We start from the raw sequence: 17,119 nt of genomic DNA, 5'->3' as shown, positions 1-17,119 counted from the left end.
ATCTTCATGGCGTTCCACTTTGGTTGGATAAAGAGGAAACTCCATCGTCGGGGAATAACGTCGTTAGAATCCATTTTTCACCGCCGAGAGATGCGATGGGAAGTATTACCAAGGAACCTTGCAGGTATATTTTTTTCCCATCTAACCAGATATCCAGCCTCTGTGTGTCATTGGATGGATTTTGCACCAGTTCGAGGTATTTTCGGATGGATTCTCCTTTGGATCGCCCAATGCCGAAGTATTTGAAGTAGGAATCGCCGACCATCTTTTCCGCATCCAACTCACAAAGCCTCACCGCCTCCTCATTAACCGTGACGACATTGCCAATATTGTCGGAGACGATCAACGGCGAAGGTATTTTTTGGAAAATACTCAAAATTTGCAGGTAGCTATCCTCCAGCCGTGCCCGGTAAATACTCAGACCGAGAGCAACACTGTTACCAGCAATAATGCCCAGCAAACGCGTGGCGAAACGGACTTCGTAGCTGTTGGGAGTCCAGTTGATGCGATCTTGATAGATCATGACGATGGATGCGCTGGAGTAGAGCAACACCCAAGCGAAGAGAATTTTCGGACGTACTTTCAGAGCGAGAAATCCGATTATCAGGAGCGAAAGCGGGGGAGTGATCGTGACATAGGGCAGCAGATTATCTGCGGTCAGGATCACCACCAGTGCGGTGATGGCAAAGAGACTCATGCGCACGGAGATGAGCGGCTGGGGAAGATTATCGGGGATTTTCATCGGAGGGAGGGAGCAGGTTACAAGAGTGGCCATGCTTATGGAAGCCGACTGTAAGTGGCCTTGATCTCGTCGAGCCATCTGTTCGCATTGAAATCTGAGAGCAGCTTGCGATAGCCCGCCATACCGCAGTCGCGCGTCATACAGTGGTCGGAGAAAAATGTGTCCATACAGGCGGCCAGGCTTTCGGGCGAATTAGGATTACAGAGCAACCCATCCTGCTCATCGGAAATAAGTTCGGGCAAGGCACCAATCCGGTGAGCAATAACTGGGATTTTCCGCGCCCATGATTCGAGAACGACCAGTCCAAATGGCTCTTCCCAGATCGAGGGGACTAGGGTGAAAGCCGCGTTGTCCCAGATTTCCTGCTGCTCGGTACTTTTGAGAAATCCTGTGAAGACGACATTTTTCAGTGCGTTTTGCTGGCAAAACTCCTCCATCCGTTGCTTTTCCGGGCCATCGCCAACGATGAATAATTTGCGCTCGTGGTGCTGGATCTTCTGCCAGGCGCGAAGCAAGTGCATGCCGCCTTTTTCCGCGGAAAGCCGACCAATAAACAAGGCATGACCGCCTGCCTGGGCACCGGCTGCAGCTTCGACCGGCTCGGCAAAATGATAGATGACATCAATTTTTTCCGCCGGGACTCCCATCTCGATGTGCAGGGCTTTCTGACGATGACTGATGGCGATGAAACGGTTGATTTTCGAAAATAATTCTTTCCAGCGGACGGTGCTTAGCACAAAGCCCATCGCGCCGCTGTAAACCGCGTTATTGCGCCAGCAAGCTGTCTCAAAGGCGGGGAAAAAATTCCCTTTAATGCAGAGCTGACACGGCTGACCGTGATTGAGAAAAAAGCCGTTGGAGCAGGAGAATCGGTAGTTGTGGAGGTATTGCACCACGGGGATGCCCAGGTTTTCTGCCAGATAATAGACCACCGGCGACATGCCGGGGAAGACGTTGTGAACCTGCCAGTAGTCGAAGCGGCCTGCCTTCTGATAATGCAGGAGCCGTTTTTTTACATCCTGGTTGTAGAGCATTCGCAGCGGCAGTTGCAGCTTGTTCAGCACCCCAGGGCGCATGAGATCGGAAGTGGAACCCAGAAAATACTCCACATCATACGCTCGCTGCATGATGTCGCCGATCCGGGTCACGCTCGCCTCTTCGCCACCGTAATGCTCGTAGCGACTGAAGACCTGAAGAATACGGGCGCGGCTCATGAGCGTGTCTCGAAAGCCTCGCCGGTGGCTGGGCTATAACTGACGTCCGCTGGCCCACCCAACGACATCAGGCAGGAACAACCGTTAGAGAACGCAGTTTCTCGATGGCAGCAATGACGATTTCTAATGCGCGATCGACTTCGGCGCGGGTGTTGTAGCGGCTAAAGGAGAAGCGGACACTGGAGCGGGCGCGATCGACGGAGAAGCCCATGGCCATGAGGACGTGTGACGGGGTAAGCTGGCCGGTGGTGCAGGCGGAGCCGCCGGAGCAGCAGATGCCGCGCTGGTCCAGAAGGATGAGGAGGGCCTCGGATTCGACTCCGCTGATTGCGATGTTACTCGTATTGGGCAGACGATTTTCGCGGTCGCCGTTGACTTCGATGCCGTCGAGGGTGGCCAGCAGGGTGTTTTCGAAATGGTCGCGCAGGGCTTTAACCTCGATGTTTTCCTCGGCCATGGCGGCTCCGGCGAGTTCGGCGGCTTTGCCGAGGGCGACGATGTAGGGGACGTTTTCAGTGCCGGCGCGTTTGCCGTTTTCCTGGCCGCCGCCGATCAGATACGAGTTAAAGCGGGATTTGCGGTTGGCATAGAGAACGCCGACGCCTTTCGGGCAATGCAGTTTGTGGCCGGAGACGGAGAGGAAATTAATCTTCGAGTCGGCTAGTTTGATGGGGATTTTTCCCACGGCCTGCACGGCGTCGGTATGGAAGAGAGCGCCTTTGGCACGAGCGAGGGCGGCGGCTTCCTCGATGGGAAAGAGGACGCCAGTTTCGTTGTTGGCCCACATGAGGGACACAATCGCAGTGTCGTCGCGGACGGCGTTTCTCAAGTCGTCGAGATCAATTTGCCCGCTGGAATCGACTGGCAGCCACGTGACTTCAATGCCGCGACGGGCCAGCGCTTCGCCGTGTTTGATGATGGCGCTGTGCTCGACGGCGCTCGTGACGACGTGCTGGCGATCCGGGTCGATCAGCAGGGCGGACTGGATGGCCGCGTTGTTCGATTCCGTGCCGCAGGAGGTGAAAATGATTTCCGGCGGAGCGCAGCCGAGCAGCGTGGCAACCTTGGCACGGGCGACTTCGATGGCTTCCTTCACCTGGGTGCCGAAGCTGTAGGCGCTGCTCGGATTGCCATAAAAATCGGTCAGATAAGGCATCATTTCGGCGACCACGGCAGGATCGACGGCGGTCGTTCCGTTATTATCGAGGTAAATGATGTCTTTCGGTTGGATGCTCACGAGGGTGCCAATAAACGTTCAACTCGCCGCCTGCGCAACCCGAAAGCCGACCGTGCGAGTCATGTCGCCGCGTCCACGCCTTGATAAATGAAATGGGCCAGAAACAAAGCCGCCAAGATCCACGCCAGCGGAGTCACCTCCCTCGCCCGACCGAGGCAGAGTTTCAGACCGGCATAAACGAGGAAGCCGAGCGCGATGCCTTCGCTGATGCTGAAGGTCAGCGGCATGGCGATCATGGTGATGACGGCTGGAACGGCTTTGCTAAAATCCCTCAGATCGATGTCGAGGACGCCTTGCATCATGAAAATTCCCACGATGATCAAGGCTGGCGCGGTGGCTACGGCTGGAATGATGGCGATGAGCGGATGCAACAAGAGCGCGAGCAAAAAACAGAGCGCCACGATGACGCTCGAGAAACCGGTGCGCGCGCCTTCCTCGACGCCGGCGGCGGACTCGATGTAAGTCGTCACTGTGGAAGTCCCGAGGCAGGAACCGATCATCGCGGCACTTGCATCGGCGGTGAAGGCGCGGCCGATTTTGGGCAGACTTCCATTCCGATCGAGCAAACCGGCCCGGTTGCAGACACCGATCAAAGTCCCCATGTTGTCGAAAAGATCGACGAAGAGAAAACTCAGGACAATGGGAATGGCGACTGCCGAATGCGTCCAGAGAAACGAGAGGTCGAGTTTGAGAAAAGTCGGCGCGAGCGATGCGGGCCAGGCGACCAAGGAAGATGGATGCGCCGTGATGCCAGCAAAAAGGCACGCGATAGTTACGGCGAGAATTCCCAAGACGACGGCACCTCGGACTTTTTTCGCGACCAAGGCGGCGGTGAAAATCAGTCCGCCGAGCACAAGCCATGGACTGGGCTGATGGAAATTTCCCAAGCCGACGAGCGTTGCCGGATGGCCCACGATGATGCCGCCATTTCTCAAGCCGATGAAGGCGATGAACAACCCGATGCCGCAGGTGATGGCGAGTTTGAGTTCCATCGGAATGGCGTCCACCAGTTTTTGGCGAATGCCGGTGATCGAGAGCAGGAGAAACACAACTCCGCCCCAGAAGACCATGCCGAGCGCGGCCTGCCAGGGGATTTTCATCGCTCCGCAGACGGTGAAGGCGAAGAACGCATTCAGACCCATGCCCGGGGCGAGAGCCAGCGGGTAGTTGGTGAGCAGCGCCATCGCGAGCGTCATGATGGCCGAGGCGAGTGCTGTCGCGGTGATGAGTGCGCCCCGATCCATTCCGGTGACGGACAAAATCGAGGGATTCACCGCGAGAATGTAGGCCATCGCGGCGAAGGTCGTGAGACCAGCCATCACTTCGCGGCGGATGGTGGTGCCGTTTTTCTGGAGCTGAAAAAATTGCTCTAGCATGGCGTTTTCAAGTCGGTCGCTACTGACTACCAGAAAACACCGCAATTACCCCAGAAAATACAAAACCGCGCCCCATATGATTTGGAGCGCGGTTTTGCTGCGGGAGGGAATTGTCTGTCTCTTAGTTGGAGGAAACGGTTTCCAGCACTGGATCGACGTTTACACGACGACCATCGCGGTCGAAACGAACCACACCATCGGTGAGCGCAAAAATCGTGTAATCACGTCCCAACCCGACGTTTTTGCCGGGATGAAACTTGGTGCCACGCTGGCGCAGGATGATGTTGCCCGCCACGACGGATTCACTGCCAAATTTTTTGACGCCGAGACGCTTGCTGACGCTGTCGCGGCCGTTCTTAACGCTGCCTTGTCCTTTTTTATGTGCCATGACGTTTTAAAAAAATGAGCTGAGTTACAGGGAGATGGATTCGATTTTGACCCGGGTCAATTTCCGGCGATGTCCCACAGTGCGGTGGTAACCTTTACGGCGTTTGTATTTGTAGGCAATCACTTTTTTATCCTTGTGCTGGTCGAGGATTTCGGCCACGACGGTCGCGCCGGCGATGCTCGGGGAGCCGTAGGTCAGCTTGCTTCCATCGGAATGGAAGAGGACTTCGGAAAAAGTGGTTTTTTCGCCCACGGCAACGTCCAACTTCTCGATGTCGAAATATTGCCCGGGAGTCACGCGGTATTGTTTGCCGCCAGTTTTGATGATTGCGTAAGCCATGAAATAAACCCGTGTTTTCAAACGGGCCGCAAGACTGCCACACGTGTCCGCAGCCTGCAAGCGGGAATTTTGCGGAAACTGCGTTCGGCGGGGGTCGAACCCACAACCTCCGCCTTCGGAGGGCGGCGCTCTATCCAGTTGAGCTACGAACGCTTGTTTGCTACGGAGTTATGTAGCAGTCTTGAAAAAATCGGCAATCAGAAGTTCCTGCCATTACCCTTTAACTCCCATGAAAATCGCCATCGGATCGGACCACGCCGGGTTTCACTACAAGAAGGCGATCATCGCCATGCTGGAGGCGGACGGGCACGAGGTGAAAAATTTCGGGACGTTTTCGACCGAGCCAGTGGATTACCCGAAATTCATCCGTCCAGTCGCTGAGGCAGTGGCCGCAGGCGACTACGAGCGCGGCATCGTGCTTGGCGGCTCGGGAAATGGCGAGGCGATCACGGCGAATCGCACGCGGGGCATTCGTTGCGGGCTCTGCTGGAACACCGAGAGCGCCGTGCTCACCCGCCGACACAACGACGCCAATGTTCTCTCACTCGGCGAACGCATGATATCACTGGAACTCGCCCTGGAGATTGTGCGGATTTTTCTGACAACGCCATTTGAGGGAGGTCGCCACATCGACCGCATTCGGCAGATCGACGAGTTGGCCTAGAGGTCAAAAAACGCCTTGAGCTGACTCAGGAACGACGCCTTCAGGCTGCGCGCGGTCGCCACCCGGCCGCCTTTGCCCTTCGTTGCGGCGAGTTGGGTTTCGTTGGTTAATTTCCGGTTGGCCAGAAGTTCTCCGAGCTTTTCCACGACGCGGACGTTCTCTTTCAAAAGCCGCGACATGCTTTCCTTGCAGAGCTCGACGACCAGCGAATCCTCCACGGCAATGACCGTCGCGCTGCGTTTTTCCCCGGTCAGCAACGACATTTCGCCGAAGCACGCGCCCTCTTTCATCACCGCGACTTCAGTGCTCACAGCGTCGCATTCCACCAGCACGCTCACACTCCCGGAAAGAATGACGAACATCGATTCGCCCGGCTCGCCTTGCTGGATGATTTTCTCATTCCGTCCATAAAATATCGCCTGGCAGCCCTCAGTCAGGCGGCGGAGTTGCACCGGAGTCAGGAACGAAAACGAGTCCTGCTTTCTCAAGACCTCGATCACTTCATTCGAGAAATTCTCGGGTGCCGCCTTCACCGGACGATTCACCTGCAACACACGCTGAGGAAATGGAATCGTTAGTTTTTTCCGCTTCAATTCATACCAGATGTTTGTCCTGATTGCGTCCATGATCACAGGGTATTTCGAGTGATCCATGATGAACGCCTTGATCTCATAATTGATGCTCGAGTCGGCAAATTCCTTCAGGTAAATCACCGGTTTCGGCGTCGCCATTACGCCTTGCGCACCCAGCGCCGCGCGCAGCAGGCAATCTTTCGCCAGGTTCGGCGGCGTGTCGTATTCCAAAGACACATAGACGCGAATCGCGTGGACGCGGTCGGGGTAATAAAGGTTCATCACCGTCTGCTTGGTGATGCTCGCGTTCGGCACATCGAGATAGGTGTCGTCGTTGGTCCGGCAACGAGTCGAGCGCCAGTTGATCTCCATGACTTCGACGTGTGTGTTGTCGAGGATGAGCCAGTCGCCTAGCTTGAACGGCTGGCCAAAATGAATCGCAAACCCGGCTATGATGTTCCCCAGCAAATCCTGGAGCGCGAGACCGATGGTCAGCGCGAGGACGCCGCCTGTGGTGAGCACAGTTTTTACAAGATTGGACCCTTCTTGGAAATTGGCCGTGACGATTAGAACCAGCGCCGCTACGATGACGATCAAGGAGAAGACCTGGCTGAAAAATTTTGGCGCCGCCGGTTTCCCGCTCCGGATGAAATAAATCTCCCAGAAGTAGCGGTTCACGATGGCCGTGATGACAAACGCTCCGGTGAGCTGTGCAATCGACTTTAATCCGACTGAAATCGCATGACCCGGTTCGTAAACCAGCGACCCGGCGATGATGGCGAGCGTGGCGGCAAAGATTTCATAGGTCAGGCCGAGCCGCACTCCAGTGCGTTTTTTCAGAATCTGCCCGATGAGATGCACCAGCAGATAAATCAGCACTCCCGCCAGCACCGACGCCACGCCGTTGCCTGGCTTCCATGCATCCCCGGTGACGGCGAGGAAATTCATAACGGTTTGCGTAATTCCGCCACGGCTGCCGTGCGGTCCGCCGCGCCAAAAACCGAACTGCCGGCCACCATCACATTCGCACCCGACTCGCGGCACATTCGACTCGTGCTCGCATTGATGCCGCCATCCACTTCGATGTGGAAATCCAACCCCAACTCCGCCCGCCACGCGGCGAGTTGCTCCACTTTGGCCAGCATTTCCGGGATGAACGGCTGCCCGCCGTAGCCGGGATTCACTGTCATCACGAGGAGCAAATCGATCTCCGCCAAAAATGGTCGCACCATTTCAATCTGCGTCGGTGGACTAATTGCCAGTCCCGCCGTGCAACCTGCCTTGCGGATCGCAGCGAGCGTCTGACTAACATCGTGCTCCGCCTCAACATGCACCGAGATATTTTTCGCGATGCCGGTGAATCGAGTCAGATAATGATCGGGCCGCGAAATCATCAGATGCACATCCACCGGCACCGTCGCCGCCGTGTGCGCAGCCTGCACAAAGGCGGGTCCAAACGAAATGTTATCCACGAAATGGCCGTCCATCACATCGAGATGCAACCAGTCGGCTCCGGCCGCCTCCGCGCTGCGCACTTCCTCGGCCAGTTTCCCAAAGTTGGAAGCCAAGATGCTCGGGGCGATGAGAACGGGTTTCATGCGAGTTCCATTCAACTGCACACGATCTGGAGTCGCAATCTGAAAAAGTCCGTCCTATTTTCCCGCTGTGAATGACCCCGAGCCCATCATCGACCTCGCGAGCGACCTCTATTTCATGGGCGAAGCCCTCCGCCAGGCGCATCGGGCGGGCGAGGCCGACGAAGTGCCCATCGGCGCGGTGGTCGTTCGCGAGGGAAAAATCATCGCCCGTGCGTCGAATCAGGTCGAGACCTTGAAAGACGCCACGGCTCACGCCGAAATGCTGGCGATCACCCAGGCCGAGAGCGTGCTCGACGATTGGCGGCTGGCCGACTGCGATCTTTATGTGACGAAAGAACCCTGCCCGATGTGCGCCGGCGCGCTGGTTCACGCCCGACTCCGTCGGGTGATTTTCGGCTGCGGCGATGCCAAAGGCGGTGCGGCGGGCGGTCTCCTTAACCTCCTGCAAATGCCCCAGCTCAACCACCGTTGCGAGATCACGAGCGGCGTGCGCCAGGATGAATGCCGGTCACTCTTGCAGGATTTCTTCCTCGAAAAACGCAACGCCTCCAAAACATCCCGCGCCGATGCCCGAACTCGCTGAAGTCGAATGGTTTCGCAAACGCTGGTCGCCCGGCATCGGCGACAAAATCCTCCGCGTCCATCTGCACGGCGCGAAACGCATTTTTCGAGGTTCGACTGAGACTGAAATCAAAGACGCGCTGACTGGCGCGACGCTGCTCAGTTCCGAGCGGAGTGCGAAGCAAATGTTGTTTCGTTTCTCCACCGCGACGCTGGGAATTCACCTCGGAATGACGGGCGAACTTTTTTCAGCAGAGTCCGATTTCACCCCGGAAAAGCACGATCACCTCGTGCTCTACCAGAAGAAACGTGCGCTGGTTTTCCGCGACTTCCGACTCTTCGGACGCGTCCGTTTTTCTCCGGGCACCGCCGATCCCCAGTGGTGGAGCGAGCTGCCCGAGGAACTTTCTCATCGGAGTTTCAGTGTTATCAAGCTGGGCAAAATCTTGGAGCGTCGCGGCAAGGCTCCGCTCAAGGCCGTGCTCCTGATGCAGGAATTTTTCCCCGGCATCGGCAATTGGATGGCCGACGAAATTCTCTGGCGCGCCGGTTTGCCGCCCGACCGCCGCTCCGGTGGACTCGACTCTAACTCGATTGAAAAGTTGCACCGCGAGATCCGGCAAGTCATCAAAGTCTCCCTCAAAACCATCGGCGACGCCGAAGGCAACGAACCCGGCGACCCGCCTGCCGACTGGCTGTTTCACCAACGCTGGACCGCTAAAGGCATCTGCCCAAAACACGGCACGCCGCTCTCGACCGCCACCGTCGGCGGCCGCACCACCCGCTGGTGCCCGATTTGCCAGCCACCAACCGCGTAGACAGAAAAAACGGACCCTTCGGCAGGCATTCCAAGGGCTTCGGCAGACGTTCCGGCCACTTCGGCAGACGTTCCAACCACTTCGGCAGGTATTTGCGCCTTTCCCGGACCGCGTAAACGCCTCATGTCCCGAACCGCGCTGCGGTTTTTAACGTTTGCCGTGGCGTCCGAAGGACATGCCTTTGCCTGTGCGCACGCCTTTGACGGCGGTGCGGCTGCTGTTGCGAGCTTCGTCGAAAAGCGCGGTGTAAAGGTAGGGAAAACCCTCGAGCTTGAGTCGGGCGACTTTCTTGCCAATGAACCGCTCGATGTCTTGCATGGCGCTGACTTCCTCAGCGCAAACCAAAGTGAACGCGTCGCCCACCCGCTCGGCGCGGCCGGTGCGTCCGATGCGGTGCACGTAGTCCTCGGGGTGTTGCGGAATGTCGTAGTTCACCACGTGGCTGACGCCTGCGATGTCGATGCCGCGCGCGGCGATGTCGGTGGCGACCATGACTTCGTATTTGCCGGATTTGAAACCCTCAAGCGCCTCAATGCGTTCGTTTTGAGTGCGATTCGCATGGAGCACCGCGACGGAATGTTTCTCGGCTTTCAATCGACTTGCAATCGAATCAGCGCCGTGTTTGGTGCGCGAAAAAATGAGGACGCTGTCGTAGTTCGTCTTGGCGAGGAGCGCGGAGAGTAGGTCGTATTTTTGATCCGATGCGACGGGATAAAACGCATGCGAAATGGTGTCGGCTACAGACTGGCGGACGCCGATTTCGATGACTTCGGGGTCTTTCAGCACCCAAGTGGTGAGGCGCTCGATCTCGGGCGGCAGGGTGGCGGAAAAGAACAATGTCTGTCGCTGTTTCGGACAGTGCTCGATGATTTTCCGCACGTCGGGCAGGAAGCCCATGTCGAGCATCCGATCGACCTCGTCGAGGACGAGAATCTCGATGCTGGAAAGGTCGATGCTGCCCTGCTGGATGTGATCGAGCAGGCGTCCGGGGGTGGCGATGAGCGTATCGACGCCAGCGGTGAGGTCCTCGCGTTGTTTGCCGTAACCGACGCCGCCGTAGATGGAGGTCACACGCAGTTCGGAGAAGCGGGCGTAATCGCGAAACGCGGTCTCGACTTGAAGCGCAAGCTCGCGAGTCGGCTCCAGCACGAGGCAACGCGGCGCCCGCTGGTGTGAGGCGAGTTTGGTTAAAATGGGCAGGGCAAACGCGGCGGTTTTGCCAGTGCCAGTCTGGGCGGACCCGATGAGGTCGCGGCCTTGCAGAACAACGGGAATGGCACGCAGTTGGATGGGAGTCGGATCGACATACCCCATGGATTGAACGCCGTGGACGACGGCCTCGGAAAGGCCCAGATCTGAAAAACTCATAGTGTGGAGACGGTTCTTGAAGACAAGAAGCGGTCTCCGATGGGTTGGATTCCAATGGAACCCGGGTGGCTGACTTTATTCTTCAATAACTTGGAAGACTTTGGCCATGCCTGCGTCCTTCTTGATGGCTTCGATGCCACTGACGCAGCTATCCTTGGCTTTGTATCCCTCGCCCGAAATCGCGATGATCTGACCATTTCCGGAAATGAGTTTCCAGCGGTATTCGCCTTTCTTGTCTTCGGTGATGAGAAATTTTGCCATAAATCTTTGTGGATTGGATTTCGGGATATTAGCAGAAAAACGTTATTTGACCACTCCGATTTCCGTGCGGCGGTTTTTGGCCCAAGCCTCTTCGCCAGAACCGGAATCGGCGGGCATTTCCTCGCCGAAGCTCACGGTCTGGATCTTGCCGCCGTCGGCCCCTGCGGAAATAAGGTAGTTGCGAACGGCCTGCGCGCGGCGCTCGCCGAGGGCGCGGTTGTATTCCTCCGTGCCGCGCTCGTCGGTGAAGCCCGCGAGAATGATCGTGCTCGAACCCGACTTCAGGAAACTGGCAACGCTGTCGAGCTTGCCGCTTTCGCTGCCGGAGATGTCCACGCTATCAAACCCGAAATAGATGGGCCGGAACTGCGTTTTGTCCACGTTGGCACTGGTGAAGGAGACGCCGTCGCCGGGACGATCTGGGAGCGGCGTGCCGTTGACGTAATCGCCATCGACGCCAGCGTATTGGTCGCCTTTTTTGTTGCCCTTTTTACAACCGCCAACAGAGAGGGCGAGGGCGGCGACACAGAGAAATGAGAGGGTTTTAGAGCGGAGTTGCATAGGAATGAGCGGGATTAGCGGGAGGCGGATGGTTCGGAGATTTTGCCCAAACCAGAGACGACTTTAACTTGTTTTCCGGTCTGAACGTCAAGGAGATAAACGCCGTGGTCTTGCGCGAAAAAGAGATGACGCGAGTCGCGGGCCCAGGTCGGGTCCTCGGCGTCGTCACCGCTGGTCACGACTTTGGTGCTGCCGGAGCCGACGTTGTAAATGGCGACGGCGAAGTTGCCGTTGTTGCGCATGTTGAAGGCGATTTTTTTTCCATCTGGCGACCAGCTCGGCTCGGTGCAGTAGCCGTAGCCGGTGCCGAGGCGCGAACCGCTCCCACCGCTGGCAGAAATGCGGTAGAGCTGCGGCTGGCCGCCCTCATCGGAGGAATAAACGATCTCGTCGCCATCCGGCGAAAACGACGGGGAGGACTCGGAGTTTTTCGTGTGAGTCAGCCGCCGCCCACCACCGCCGCCGATGCCGATGACGTAGAGCTCGGGGTTGCCGTCCTTGCTGAGGGTTGCCGCGAAGGAGCCGCCGCTCGGGGAAAACGACGCGCCGGAGTTGGTGCCAGGCGATTTCACGACTCGATTGCGTGCGCCGCTGCCGAGGTCGATTTTGTAAATATCCGCGTAGCCGCTCTGGTAGCCGGTGTAGAGAAGCTCGCGTCCATTGGGCGAAAGCGACGGGCTGACGCTGATGCCGCCATCGTGCGTAAGCTGGCGGGCGTTGGCTCCGTCGTAGTCGGAAAGGTAGATTTCTTTTTTGCCGGAGGCGTTGGCGACGAAAGCGAGCTTGGTCGTGGCGATGCCGGGGTTGCCGGTGACGGTTTCCACGATGTCGTCAGCAAATTGATGCCCCGCCGAACGCGTGTCGCCGCTGTAGGATTTCTCCAAAACCGTGCCACCAGAGCGATCCACGACCCGGCCCTGAAGCTGGCCGCCAGAGCTTGTGCCGCTGATGATAAAGTTCGCACTCGACTCAGCGCCGATGGCGAAGGCGTTGGAAAGGGTGAGGTCGTTGGACAAAACGCTGGTGGCCTTGGCACCGTCGCCGCCGCTGATGCCGCTGATGTGGGCGTTGAGCAGCGCGCCTTTTTGCACGGTGATGGTGGCTGGTTCCTGAGCAAAAGCGCAGATGGCAGAGAGGGCGAAACCCAGGGAGGCGACGAGGCGAAACATGACGGCCTAATGGCTAGCGGATGCCCTGGGTGGAGTCAAACTCGAATGAGGTTTTCACCCCAGTTTTCCCTAGAGAAAAATCGTCGCCAGTCCGAGGAAAAGTCCCATGCTCACAACGTCGGTGGCCGTGGTGAGAAAAATGCTGGACGCCGTCGCTGGATCGGCCCCGAGTTTCTTCAAAGTCACCGGCACCAGCACCCCGGAAACGCCGCTGACGAGGCAGCTCCCGATCATCGCCACGAAGACGATGATGCCGAGTTTGAGCGCGTGCGCCGAGTGTTGCATCGTCGCGTAAACATACATGCCGATGCCTGCCGTCACGCCGACCAGAGCGCCGTTGCAAAAGCCGAGCACGGCCTCTTTCATCATGGCGCGTTTCTCTTTTCCCGTCTGCAATTCGCCCAAAGTCATCCCGCGCAACGCCACGGCCAGCGCCTGGCAGCCGGTGTTGCCCGACTGGCCGGCCATGACGGGCAAAAACACTGCGAGCAGGACGATTTTTTCCAGCGTTCCCTCAAACATCCCGACGACCGCCGCCGCGATGAAGGCCGTGAGCAGGTTCAATTGCAGCCACGGATGACGAAATTTCAGGCTCTGCTGCCAGCTTGTGGCGAGGCGTTCCTCTTTCACGACACCGACCATCGTTCCGGCCTGGGCAGACAACTCCACAGCCTGCGCCTCAAACAAGGTCGAGCCACGCACGAGTCCAATGAAAGTCCCGTCTGTCGCGCAAATCGGATAGACCGGATAATGGCGGTTGAGGACGGTTTTCATGGCGTCGGTAATCGAAAGGTCCGGCGTCAGGTAAAATGGATTCGCTAGAGTGATTTCGGCGAGCGTCTGCTCGGGCCGGGCGAGGAGGAGTTCGCGCATGACGATCACACCGAGGAGCCGGCCCTTTTCGTCGGCCGTGAAGCCGTAGGTGATGAAGGCTTTTTTGGTCAGCTCGCGGAGTTCTTCCACCGCCTGAGAGACAGTCACTTCCGGGCTGAAAACAGCCACCGGCGGCTCCATGAGACGCCCAATCGTGTCCTCGGGATATTGTTTCCAAGCGCGCCATTGCGCCGCCGTCTCGGGAGGTGCCGCAGCGATGATCGAATCGAGCTGGCTGGGCGGCAGCAGGGCAAAAACTTCATTGCGCCGCAGCACATGCGCACGAGCCAAAAGTCCGGCGGCCTCCTCCGGACGAAACGTGGCGAGTCGGGCTACCGCATCCTGTGCCGAGCCAGCGGCAATCTCATCAACAATCGGTGGCGTAAACGAACGGGCAGCGGGAGCAGTCATGGCCGCAAGTTATCGCGATTCGGGGAAAATTGTCACGCCGTTAGATCAAGGCGTCGGCGAAGGCGTTTCCAGCGCTTTCGGCGTCGGAATCGCGACCGCCGGATCAGGCGATGGCGTCGGGCTTGGCGTCGGAGTCGGCATCGGCGGGAGGATGTTTTCCCAGTGCTCGACCGGGATGTTAGTCGCACCCAGTTCGGCGAGCAAATCCACGCAGCGCGTCCGCCATTTTTCGTAGTCGGGCGGAGCTGGTGTAGCATCGGCCGTCTGCGGAAAAATCAGATAGCTAACATCGAGATTGTTAGTCGGTCGGTTTGCCGCATTGGACTTCACATTCAAGGCCGTTGCCAGCCGCAGCGAAGCCTCGCCGACTTTCACGGAAGGCCCCACATCACCGAAGATCGCGGGATAGATTTTTGATCCGTAAATGACCGCCGCATAATCGCCGATGCGCGGGTTGAACGGCAGCGATTTGTCGCGCAGCATGAAGCCCGGCAAAACGATAAATGGATCAGCCTTGGAAATAAGAAAACTAAACGTCTGCAAGTCGGCGGCTTCCAGTTTGTTAGTCGCAATGGAGTTGCGCAAAGTCCGGGCACGTTCCGCTGCCACTCCGGGGTTTTGCAGTTCTGTCTGCGCAGCGGAAATGCTCGCCTCGCGACCCGCCAGAAACTGACTGGGCGTTTTGGTTAGTTTCGGCCAGCGATAACTTGTGAACGGCTGGTAGTGCATGCTCGTTCCGTCCACTTCCAGAAAGCGATCGGAGTCTGATCCGTCGGCCACCACATCCATGTCGGCCTGGAGCAGAAGTGCGCGGCGTTTCGTGTTAGGATTCGTTAGTTCCAGCACCGTCCCGCAATCGTAGAAATTGTGTCGCGAAAGAATCTCGTTCAAGTTTCGCAAATCCTGCTGAAGCGACTTCACTTTCAACGCATACAAGCCGTGATAGTAGGGCGAGACGCGGCTGCTCACGAGCAAGTCTCCTAACATCGGGAGCGCCTTCAGGATGTTAGGATTTGCCACGGTAAAATCCTCCACCGTCGCCATCGCCGACGGCACTTTGACTTTCAGTGAAATGTCCACGGAGAAACTTTCATCCAGCGTGCGTTCCACCGGGGCGATTCCACCGGGAAGACTCTGCAGGTGGCTGTAGATTTTTAGTCCATTGAAAAGCCGCGAAGTATCGTAGGAACGGCGCGGAACAAACATCTCGGGCAAGGCCGTCGGTGCCGGAACTGGCGTGGTTGTCGTGATGGGAGTCGGACTCGGCTCTGGCGTTTCCGCAGGCACCACCGGGGTCGGAGTTGCAGTCGAATGTTCCGGCTGCCGAGGACAAGCCACCAGTCCGAGAACAATCAAACTCAGCCCTAGAACTCGCCGAAAAAACTTCATGCCGGAGCGGATGTTAGATAAACGCCGCAATCGTCAGCGCAAGGCTAATCAAACCTAGGAAGAAAATCATTCCCGCAGGCATGAATTTCTTGGTCCGAAAGAACGCCGGAGCGAATCTTCCTAACAATAAAAGCGTGACCACCAATCCGAGTCCCAGTCCAATCTGCGGACGCTCCGGTCGAACGACTAACATGATGCCTGCCAAGTCCAGCAGCGCGCCGGAAATCAGACCCGCGATGAGCGAGGCGCGGCTCTTCGCCTTGATGAAACCTATGACGCCGCCAACCTGCGTCAGCGTGGCGAAAATAAAGTAAAAGATCGTAGCGAGAGACAGGTAGTTCATTGGTTTATTTGCGTTGCTTCAATCCGCTCAAACTCAGAAATGGGCGGATGAGAAAGATCGGGATGATGGTTAGTAAAAGCGCCGCGACACACATGACGACACCGGGCACCACGCGAGCCCGATCCGCAGCCACTGCCTTTAACCCCGCGCGCGCCACTGTGGCCGCATCCACGGAGAGAAAACCGGGTGTGCTCATGTCAAATTTTTCATTCTCCCCAAGCCGCGTCGCCTGCTTGCCAAACTCGGTGGGCACCGGCCCCGGACAAAGCGCCGTCACGCTGATGTTAGTCCCGCGCAATTCTGCCCGCAAACCCTCGGAAAAACTAGTCACATATGCCTTCGTCGCGGCATAGACATTCAGGTGCGGCACTGGCATGAGGCTCGCCACGGAACTCACGTTCAAGATCGCGCCTTCGCCACTCCGCAGCATTTGCGGCAGGAGCGCGTGGGTGAGCTTGGTGAGTGTGGAAATGTTCACGGCCAGCATCTGCTCGATGCGAGTCCAATTCGAATCGGCGAAAGGTCCGTGATCCCCGAGGCCGGCGTTGTTGATGAGTAAATCCACTTTCAATCCACTGTCATCGAGCCAGGCCAGGAAAGTGTCTGCATCGGCTCCATTGGCGAGATCGATTCCGTAGGTGAAAACATTTGTCTCTGGATGCAACTCGGCGATTTCCGATTTGAGCGCCTCCAGCCGGTCGATGCGGCGTGCGGCGATGATGATATTCGAGGCAAATGGCGCGAGTTGCAGGGCAAATTCACGACCGATGCCCGAGGATGCACCAGTGATGAGGACGGTGCAGTCGTTAAAATATTCCATGGAGCCACGATGAACCGGGACGTTGCCTTTTGGAATTAAAAATTCGCTGTTACATACTAGCGGCTGCGGCTGTAATTTTGAAATGAGCCTAGGATTACATCATTTTCAGTTGCGTCTGCTGCAAAGTGCGGGAAACTACGGCATGAGAATCAGCGTCGAAATGGATGACAAAGTCGTCGAAGAGATCATGGCAATGACCGGTGAACGGAAAATGAGCGCCGCCATCGCAAAGGCCGCCGAGATGTTTACGAAACGTCAGAAAGCCGTCGCGATGATTCGTGCCCTCCGGGAGGATCCCCTGAATTATGGCCAGACCAACGACGAGCTGGAGGAGACCGCCGACCCTATTCCGCTGCGGCGGCCGGTGAGTTATCGTGAGGTCGCGAAGAAATTCCCGAAAGCTTGATCCATTCCG

The 17,119-nt window shown here is 57.4% G+C and carries 20 protein-coding genes and 1 tRNA gene; 4 read left to right on the top strand and 17 right to left on the bottom strand.

Annotation, left to right across the window (positions count from 1 at the left end; genetic code table 11):
• Positions 1 to 4: 4 nt before the first annotated feature.
• From ABIT76_11080 to ABIT76_11050, 7 genes are all read right to left on the bottom strand, one after another.
• A complete protein-coding gene (locus tag ABIT76_11080) occupies positions 5 to 742 on the bottom strand; it encodes a PAS domain-containing protein (protein MEO7933689.1) in 738 nt (245 codons plus the stop codon).
• A gap of 35 nt (positions 743 to 777) precedes the next feature.
• Complete coding sequence (locus ABIT76_11075) at positions 778 to 1,956, bottom strand: glycosyltransferase family 4 protein (protein MEO7933688.1); 1,179 nt, start codon at positions 1,954 to 1,956, stop codon at positions 778 to 780.
• 67 nt (positions 1,957 to 2,023) lie between these two features.
• Positions 2,024 to 3,193 carry a cysteine desulfurase NifS gene (nifS, locus tag ABIT76_11070; protein MEO7933687.1) on the bottom strand — a complete coding sequence of 390 codons (1,170 nt, stop codon included), beginning with the start codon at positions 3,191 to 3,193 and terminating at the stop codon, positions 2,024 to 2,026.
• Between the two features lie 59 nt (positions 3,194 to 3,252).
• On the bottom strand, positions 3,253 to 4,569 hold the full coding sequence (locus tag ABIT76_11065) for an NCS2 family permease (protein ID MEO7933686.1): 1,317 nt from the start codon (positions 4,567 to 4,569) through the stop codon (positions 3,253 to 3,255).
• 121 nt (positions 4,570 to 4,690) lie between these two features.
• Positions 4,691 to 4,957, bottom strand: a complete 267-nt coding sequence (rpmA, locus tag ABIT76_11060) for a 50S ribosomal protein L27 (protein MEO7933685.1) — start codon at positions 4,955 to 4,957, stop codon at positions 4,691 to 4,693.
• Positions 4,958 to 4,981: 24 nt separating this feature from the next.
• Entirely contained in the window at positions 4,982 to 5,296 is a 315-nt protein-coding gene (rplU, locus tag ABIT76_11055; protein MEO7933684.1) for a 50S ribosomal protein L21, read from the bottom strand.
• A 79-nt stretch (positions 5,297 to 5,375) separates the two neighbouring features.
• Positions 5,376 to 5,449, bottom strand: a tRNA-Arg gene (locus ABIT76_11050).
• A 76-nt stretch (positions 5,450 to 5,525) separates the two neighbouring features.
• On the opposite strand from ABIT76_11050, the gene rpiB reads away from it, so the two are divergent.
• Complete coding sequence (rpiB, locus tag ABIT76_11045; GenBank protein ID MEO7933683.1) at positions 5,526 to 5,960, top strand: ribose 5-phosphate isomerase B; 435 nt, start codon at positions 5,526 to 5,528, stop codon at positions 5,958 to 5,960.
• Here rpiB and ABIT76_11040 read toward each other — a convergent pair.
• Both ABIT76_11040 and rpe read right to left on the bottom strand, forming a co-directional pair.
• Complete coding sequence (locus ABIT76_11040) at positions 5,957 to 7,480, bottom strand: mechanosensitive ion channel family protein (protein ID MEO7933682.1); 1,524 nt, start codon at positions 7,478 to 7,480, stop codon at positions 5,957 to 5,959. The genes rpiB and ABIT76_11040 overlap by 4 nt on opposite strands.
• Positions 7,477 to 8,130 (bottom strand): ribulose-phosphate 3-epimerase, encoded by a 654-nt coding sequence (gene rpe / locus ABIT76_11035; protein MEO7933681.1) that lies wholly within the window; start codon positions 8,128 to 8,130, stop codon positions 7,477 to 7,479. The genes ABIT76_11040 and rpe overlap by 4 nt, the downstream gene beginning before the upstream one ends.
• A 67-nt stretch (positions 8,131 to 8,197) precedes the next feature.
• Between rpe and tadA the strand changes: the two genes are divergently transcribed.
• Together tadA and ABIT76_11025 are read left to right on the top strand one after the other, a co-directional pair.
• Complete coding sequence (gene tadA, locus ABIT76_11030; protein ID MEO7933680.1) at positions 8,198 to 8,713, top strand: tRNA adenosine(34) deaminase TadA; 516 nt, start codon at positions 8,198 to 8,200, stop codon at positions 8,711 to 8,713.
• On the top strand, positions 8,697 to 9,509 hold the full coding sequence (locus ABIT76_11025) for a DNA-formamidopyrimidine glycosylase family protein (protein MEO7933679.1): 813 nt from the start codon (positions 8,697 to 8,699) through the stop codon (positions 9,507 to 9,509). The genes tadA and ABIT76_11025 overlap by 17 nt, the downstream gene beginning before the upstream one ends.
• Positions 9,510 to 9,656: 147 nt before the next feature.
• Here ABIT76_11025 and ABIT76_11020 read toward each other — a convergent pair whose 3' ends face one another.
• The 8 genes from ABIT76_11020 to ABIT76_10985 all read right to left on the bottom strand — a co-directional run bounded on the left by ABIT76_11020 (position 9,657) and on the right by ABIT76_10985 (position 16,704).
• Positions 9,657 to 10,877 carry a DEAD/DEAH box helicase gene (locus ABIT76_11020; protein ID MEO7933678.1) on the bottom strand — a complete coding sequence of 407 codons (1,221 nt, stop codon included), beginning with the start codon at positions 10,875 to 10,877 and terminating at the stop codon, positions 9,657 to 9,659.
• 75 nt (positions 10,878 to 10,952) lie between these two features.
• Complete coding sequence (locus ABIT76_11015) at positions 10,953 to 11,138, bottom strand: DUF1508 domain-containing protein (GenBank protein ID MEO7933677.1); 186 nt, start codon at positions 11,136 to 11,138, stop codon at positions 10,953 to 10,955.
• 42 nt (positions 11,139 to 11,180) lie between these two features.
• Entirely contained in the window at positions 11,181 to 11,699 is a 519-nt protein-coding gene (locus ABIT76_11010; GenBank protein MEO7933676.1) for an OmpA family protein, read from the bottom strand.
• A gap of 14 nt (positions 11,700 to 11,713) precedes the next feature.
• A complete protein-coding gene (locus ABIT76_11005; GenBank protein ID MEO7933675.1) occupies positions 11,714 to 12,868 on the bottom strand; it encodes a biopolymer transporter Tol in 1,155 nt (384 codons plus the stop codon).
• A 69-nt stretch (positions 12,869 to 12,937) separates the two neighbouring features.
• Positions 12,938 to 14,152, bottom strand: a complete 1,215-nt coding sequence (locus ABIT76_11000; protein MEO7933674.1) for a magnesium transporter — start codon at positions 14,150 to 14,152, stop codon at positions 12,938 to 12,940.
• Positions 14,153 to 14,197: 45 nt separating this feature from the next.
• A complete protein-coding gene (locus tag ABIT76_10995) occupies positions 14,198 to 15,541 on the bottom strand; it encodes a glycoside hydrolase family 75 protein (GenBank protein MEO7933673.1) in 1,344 nt (447 codons plus the stop codon).
• Between the two features lie 13 nt (positions 15,542 to 15,554).
• Positions 15,555 to 15,884, bottom strand: coding sequence for a TMEM14 family protein (locus ABIT76_10990; GenBank protein ID MEO7933672.1), 330 nt, complete (start codon positions 15,882 to 15,884; stop codon positions 15,555 to 15,557).
• Positions 15,885 to 15,888: 4 nt separating this feature from the next.
• A complete protein-coding gene (locus ABIT76_10985; protein ID MEO7933671.1) occupies positions 15,889 to 16,704 on the bottom strand; it encodes an SDR family oxidoreductase in 816 nt (271 codons plus the stop codon).
• An 82-nt stretch (positions 16,705 to 16,786) separates the two neighbouring features.
• On the opposite strand from ABIT76_10985, the gene ABIT76_10980 reads away from it, so the two are divergent.
• Complete coding sequence (locus ABIT76_10980; GenBank protein MEO7933670.1) at positions 16,787 to 17,110, top strand: hypothetical protein; 324 nt, start codon at positions 16,787 to 16,789, stop codon at positions 17,108 to 17,110.
• The last annotated feature ends 9 nt before the right edge of the window (positions 17,111 to 17,119 follow it).

The sequence above is a fragment of the Chthoniobacterales bacterium genome, assembly GCA_039930045.1.
GTDB lineage: Bacteria > Verrucomicrobiota > Verrucomicrobiia > Chthoniobacterales > DASVRZ01 > DASVRZ01.
This window is presented reverse-complemented; position numbering and strand designations above follow the sequence as displayed.

Coding starts and splice junctions, on each gene's coding strand:
- ABIT76_10980 (MEO7933670.1), top strand. CDS start 16,787: ATGAGCCTAGGATTACATCATTTTCAGTTGCGTCTGCTGCAAAGTGCG.
- ABIT76_11025 (MEO7933679.1), top strand. CDS start 8,697: ATGCCCGAACTCGCTGAAGTCGAATGGTTTCGCAAACGCTGGTCGCCC.
- rpmA (MEO7933685.1), bottom strand. CDS start 4,957: ATGGCACATAAAAAAGGACAAGGCAGCGTTAAGAACGGCCGCGACAGC.
- ABIT76_11000 (MEO7933674.1), bottom strand. CDS start 14,152: ATGACTGCTCCCGCTGCCCGTTCGTTTACGCCACCGATTGTTGATGAG.
- ABIT76_11075 (MEO7933688.1), bottom strand. CDS start 1,956: ATGAGCCGCGCCCGTATTCTTCAGGTCTTCAGTCGCTACGAGCATTAC.
- ABIT76_11080 (MEO7933689.1), bottom strand. CDS start 742: ATGAAAATCCCCGATAATCTTCCCCAGCCGCTCATCTCCGTGCGCATG.
- rplU (MEO7933684.1), bottom strand. CDS start 5,296: ATGGCTTACGCAATCATCAAAACTGGCGGCAAACAATACCGCGTGACT.
- ABIT76_11065 (MEO7933686.1), bottom strand. CDS start 4,569: ATGCTAGAGCAATTTTTTCAGCTCCAGAAAAACGGCACCACCATCCGC.
- ABIT76_11020 (MEO7933678.1), bottom strand. CDS start 10,877: ATGAGTTTTTCAGATCTGGGCCTTTCCGAGGCCGTCGTCCACGGCGTT.
- ABIT76_10995 (MEO7933673.1), bottom strand. CDS start 15,541: ATGAAGTTTTTTCGGCGAGTTCTAGGGCTGAGTTTGATTGTTCTCGGA.
- ABIT76_10990 (MEO7933672.1), bottom strand. CDS start 15,884: ATGAACTACCTGTCTCTCGCTACGATCTTTTACTTTATTTTCGCCACG.
- ABIT76_11040 (MEO7933682.1), bottom strand. CDS start 7,480: ATGAATTTCCTCGCCGTCACCGGGGATGCATGGAAGCCAGGCAACGGC.
- ABIT76_11005 (MEO7933675.1), bottom strand. CDS start 12,868: ATGTTTCGCCTCGTCGCCTCCCTGGGTTTCGCCCTCTCTGCCATCTGC.
- ABIT76_10985 (MEO7933671.1), bottom strand. CDS start 16,704: ATGGAATATTTTAACGACTGCACCGTCCTCATCACTGGTGCATCCTCG.
- ABIT76_11015 (MEO7933677.1), bottom strand. CDS start 11,138: ATGGCAAAATTTCTCATCACCGAAGACAAGAAAGGCGAATACCGCTGG.
- rpe (MEO7933681.1), bottom strand. CDS start 8,130: ATGAAACCCGTTCTCATCGCCCCGAGCATCTTGGCTTCCAACTTTGGG.
- ABIT76_11010 (MEO7933676.1), bottom strand. CDS start 11,699: ATGCAACTCCGCTCTAAAACCCTCTCATTTCTCTGTGTCGCCGCCCTC.
- rpiB (MEO7933683.1), top strand. CDS start 5,526: ATGAAAATCGCCATCGGATCGGACCACGCCGGGTTTCACTACAAGAAG.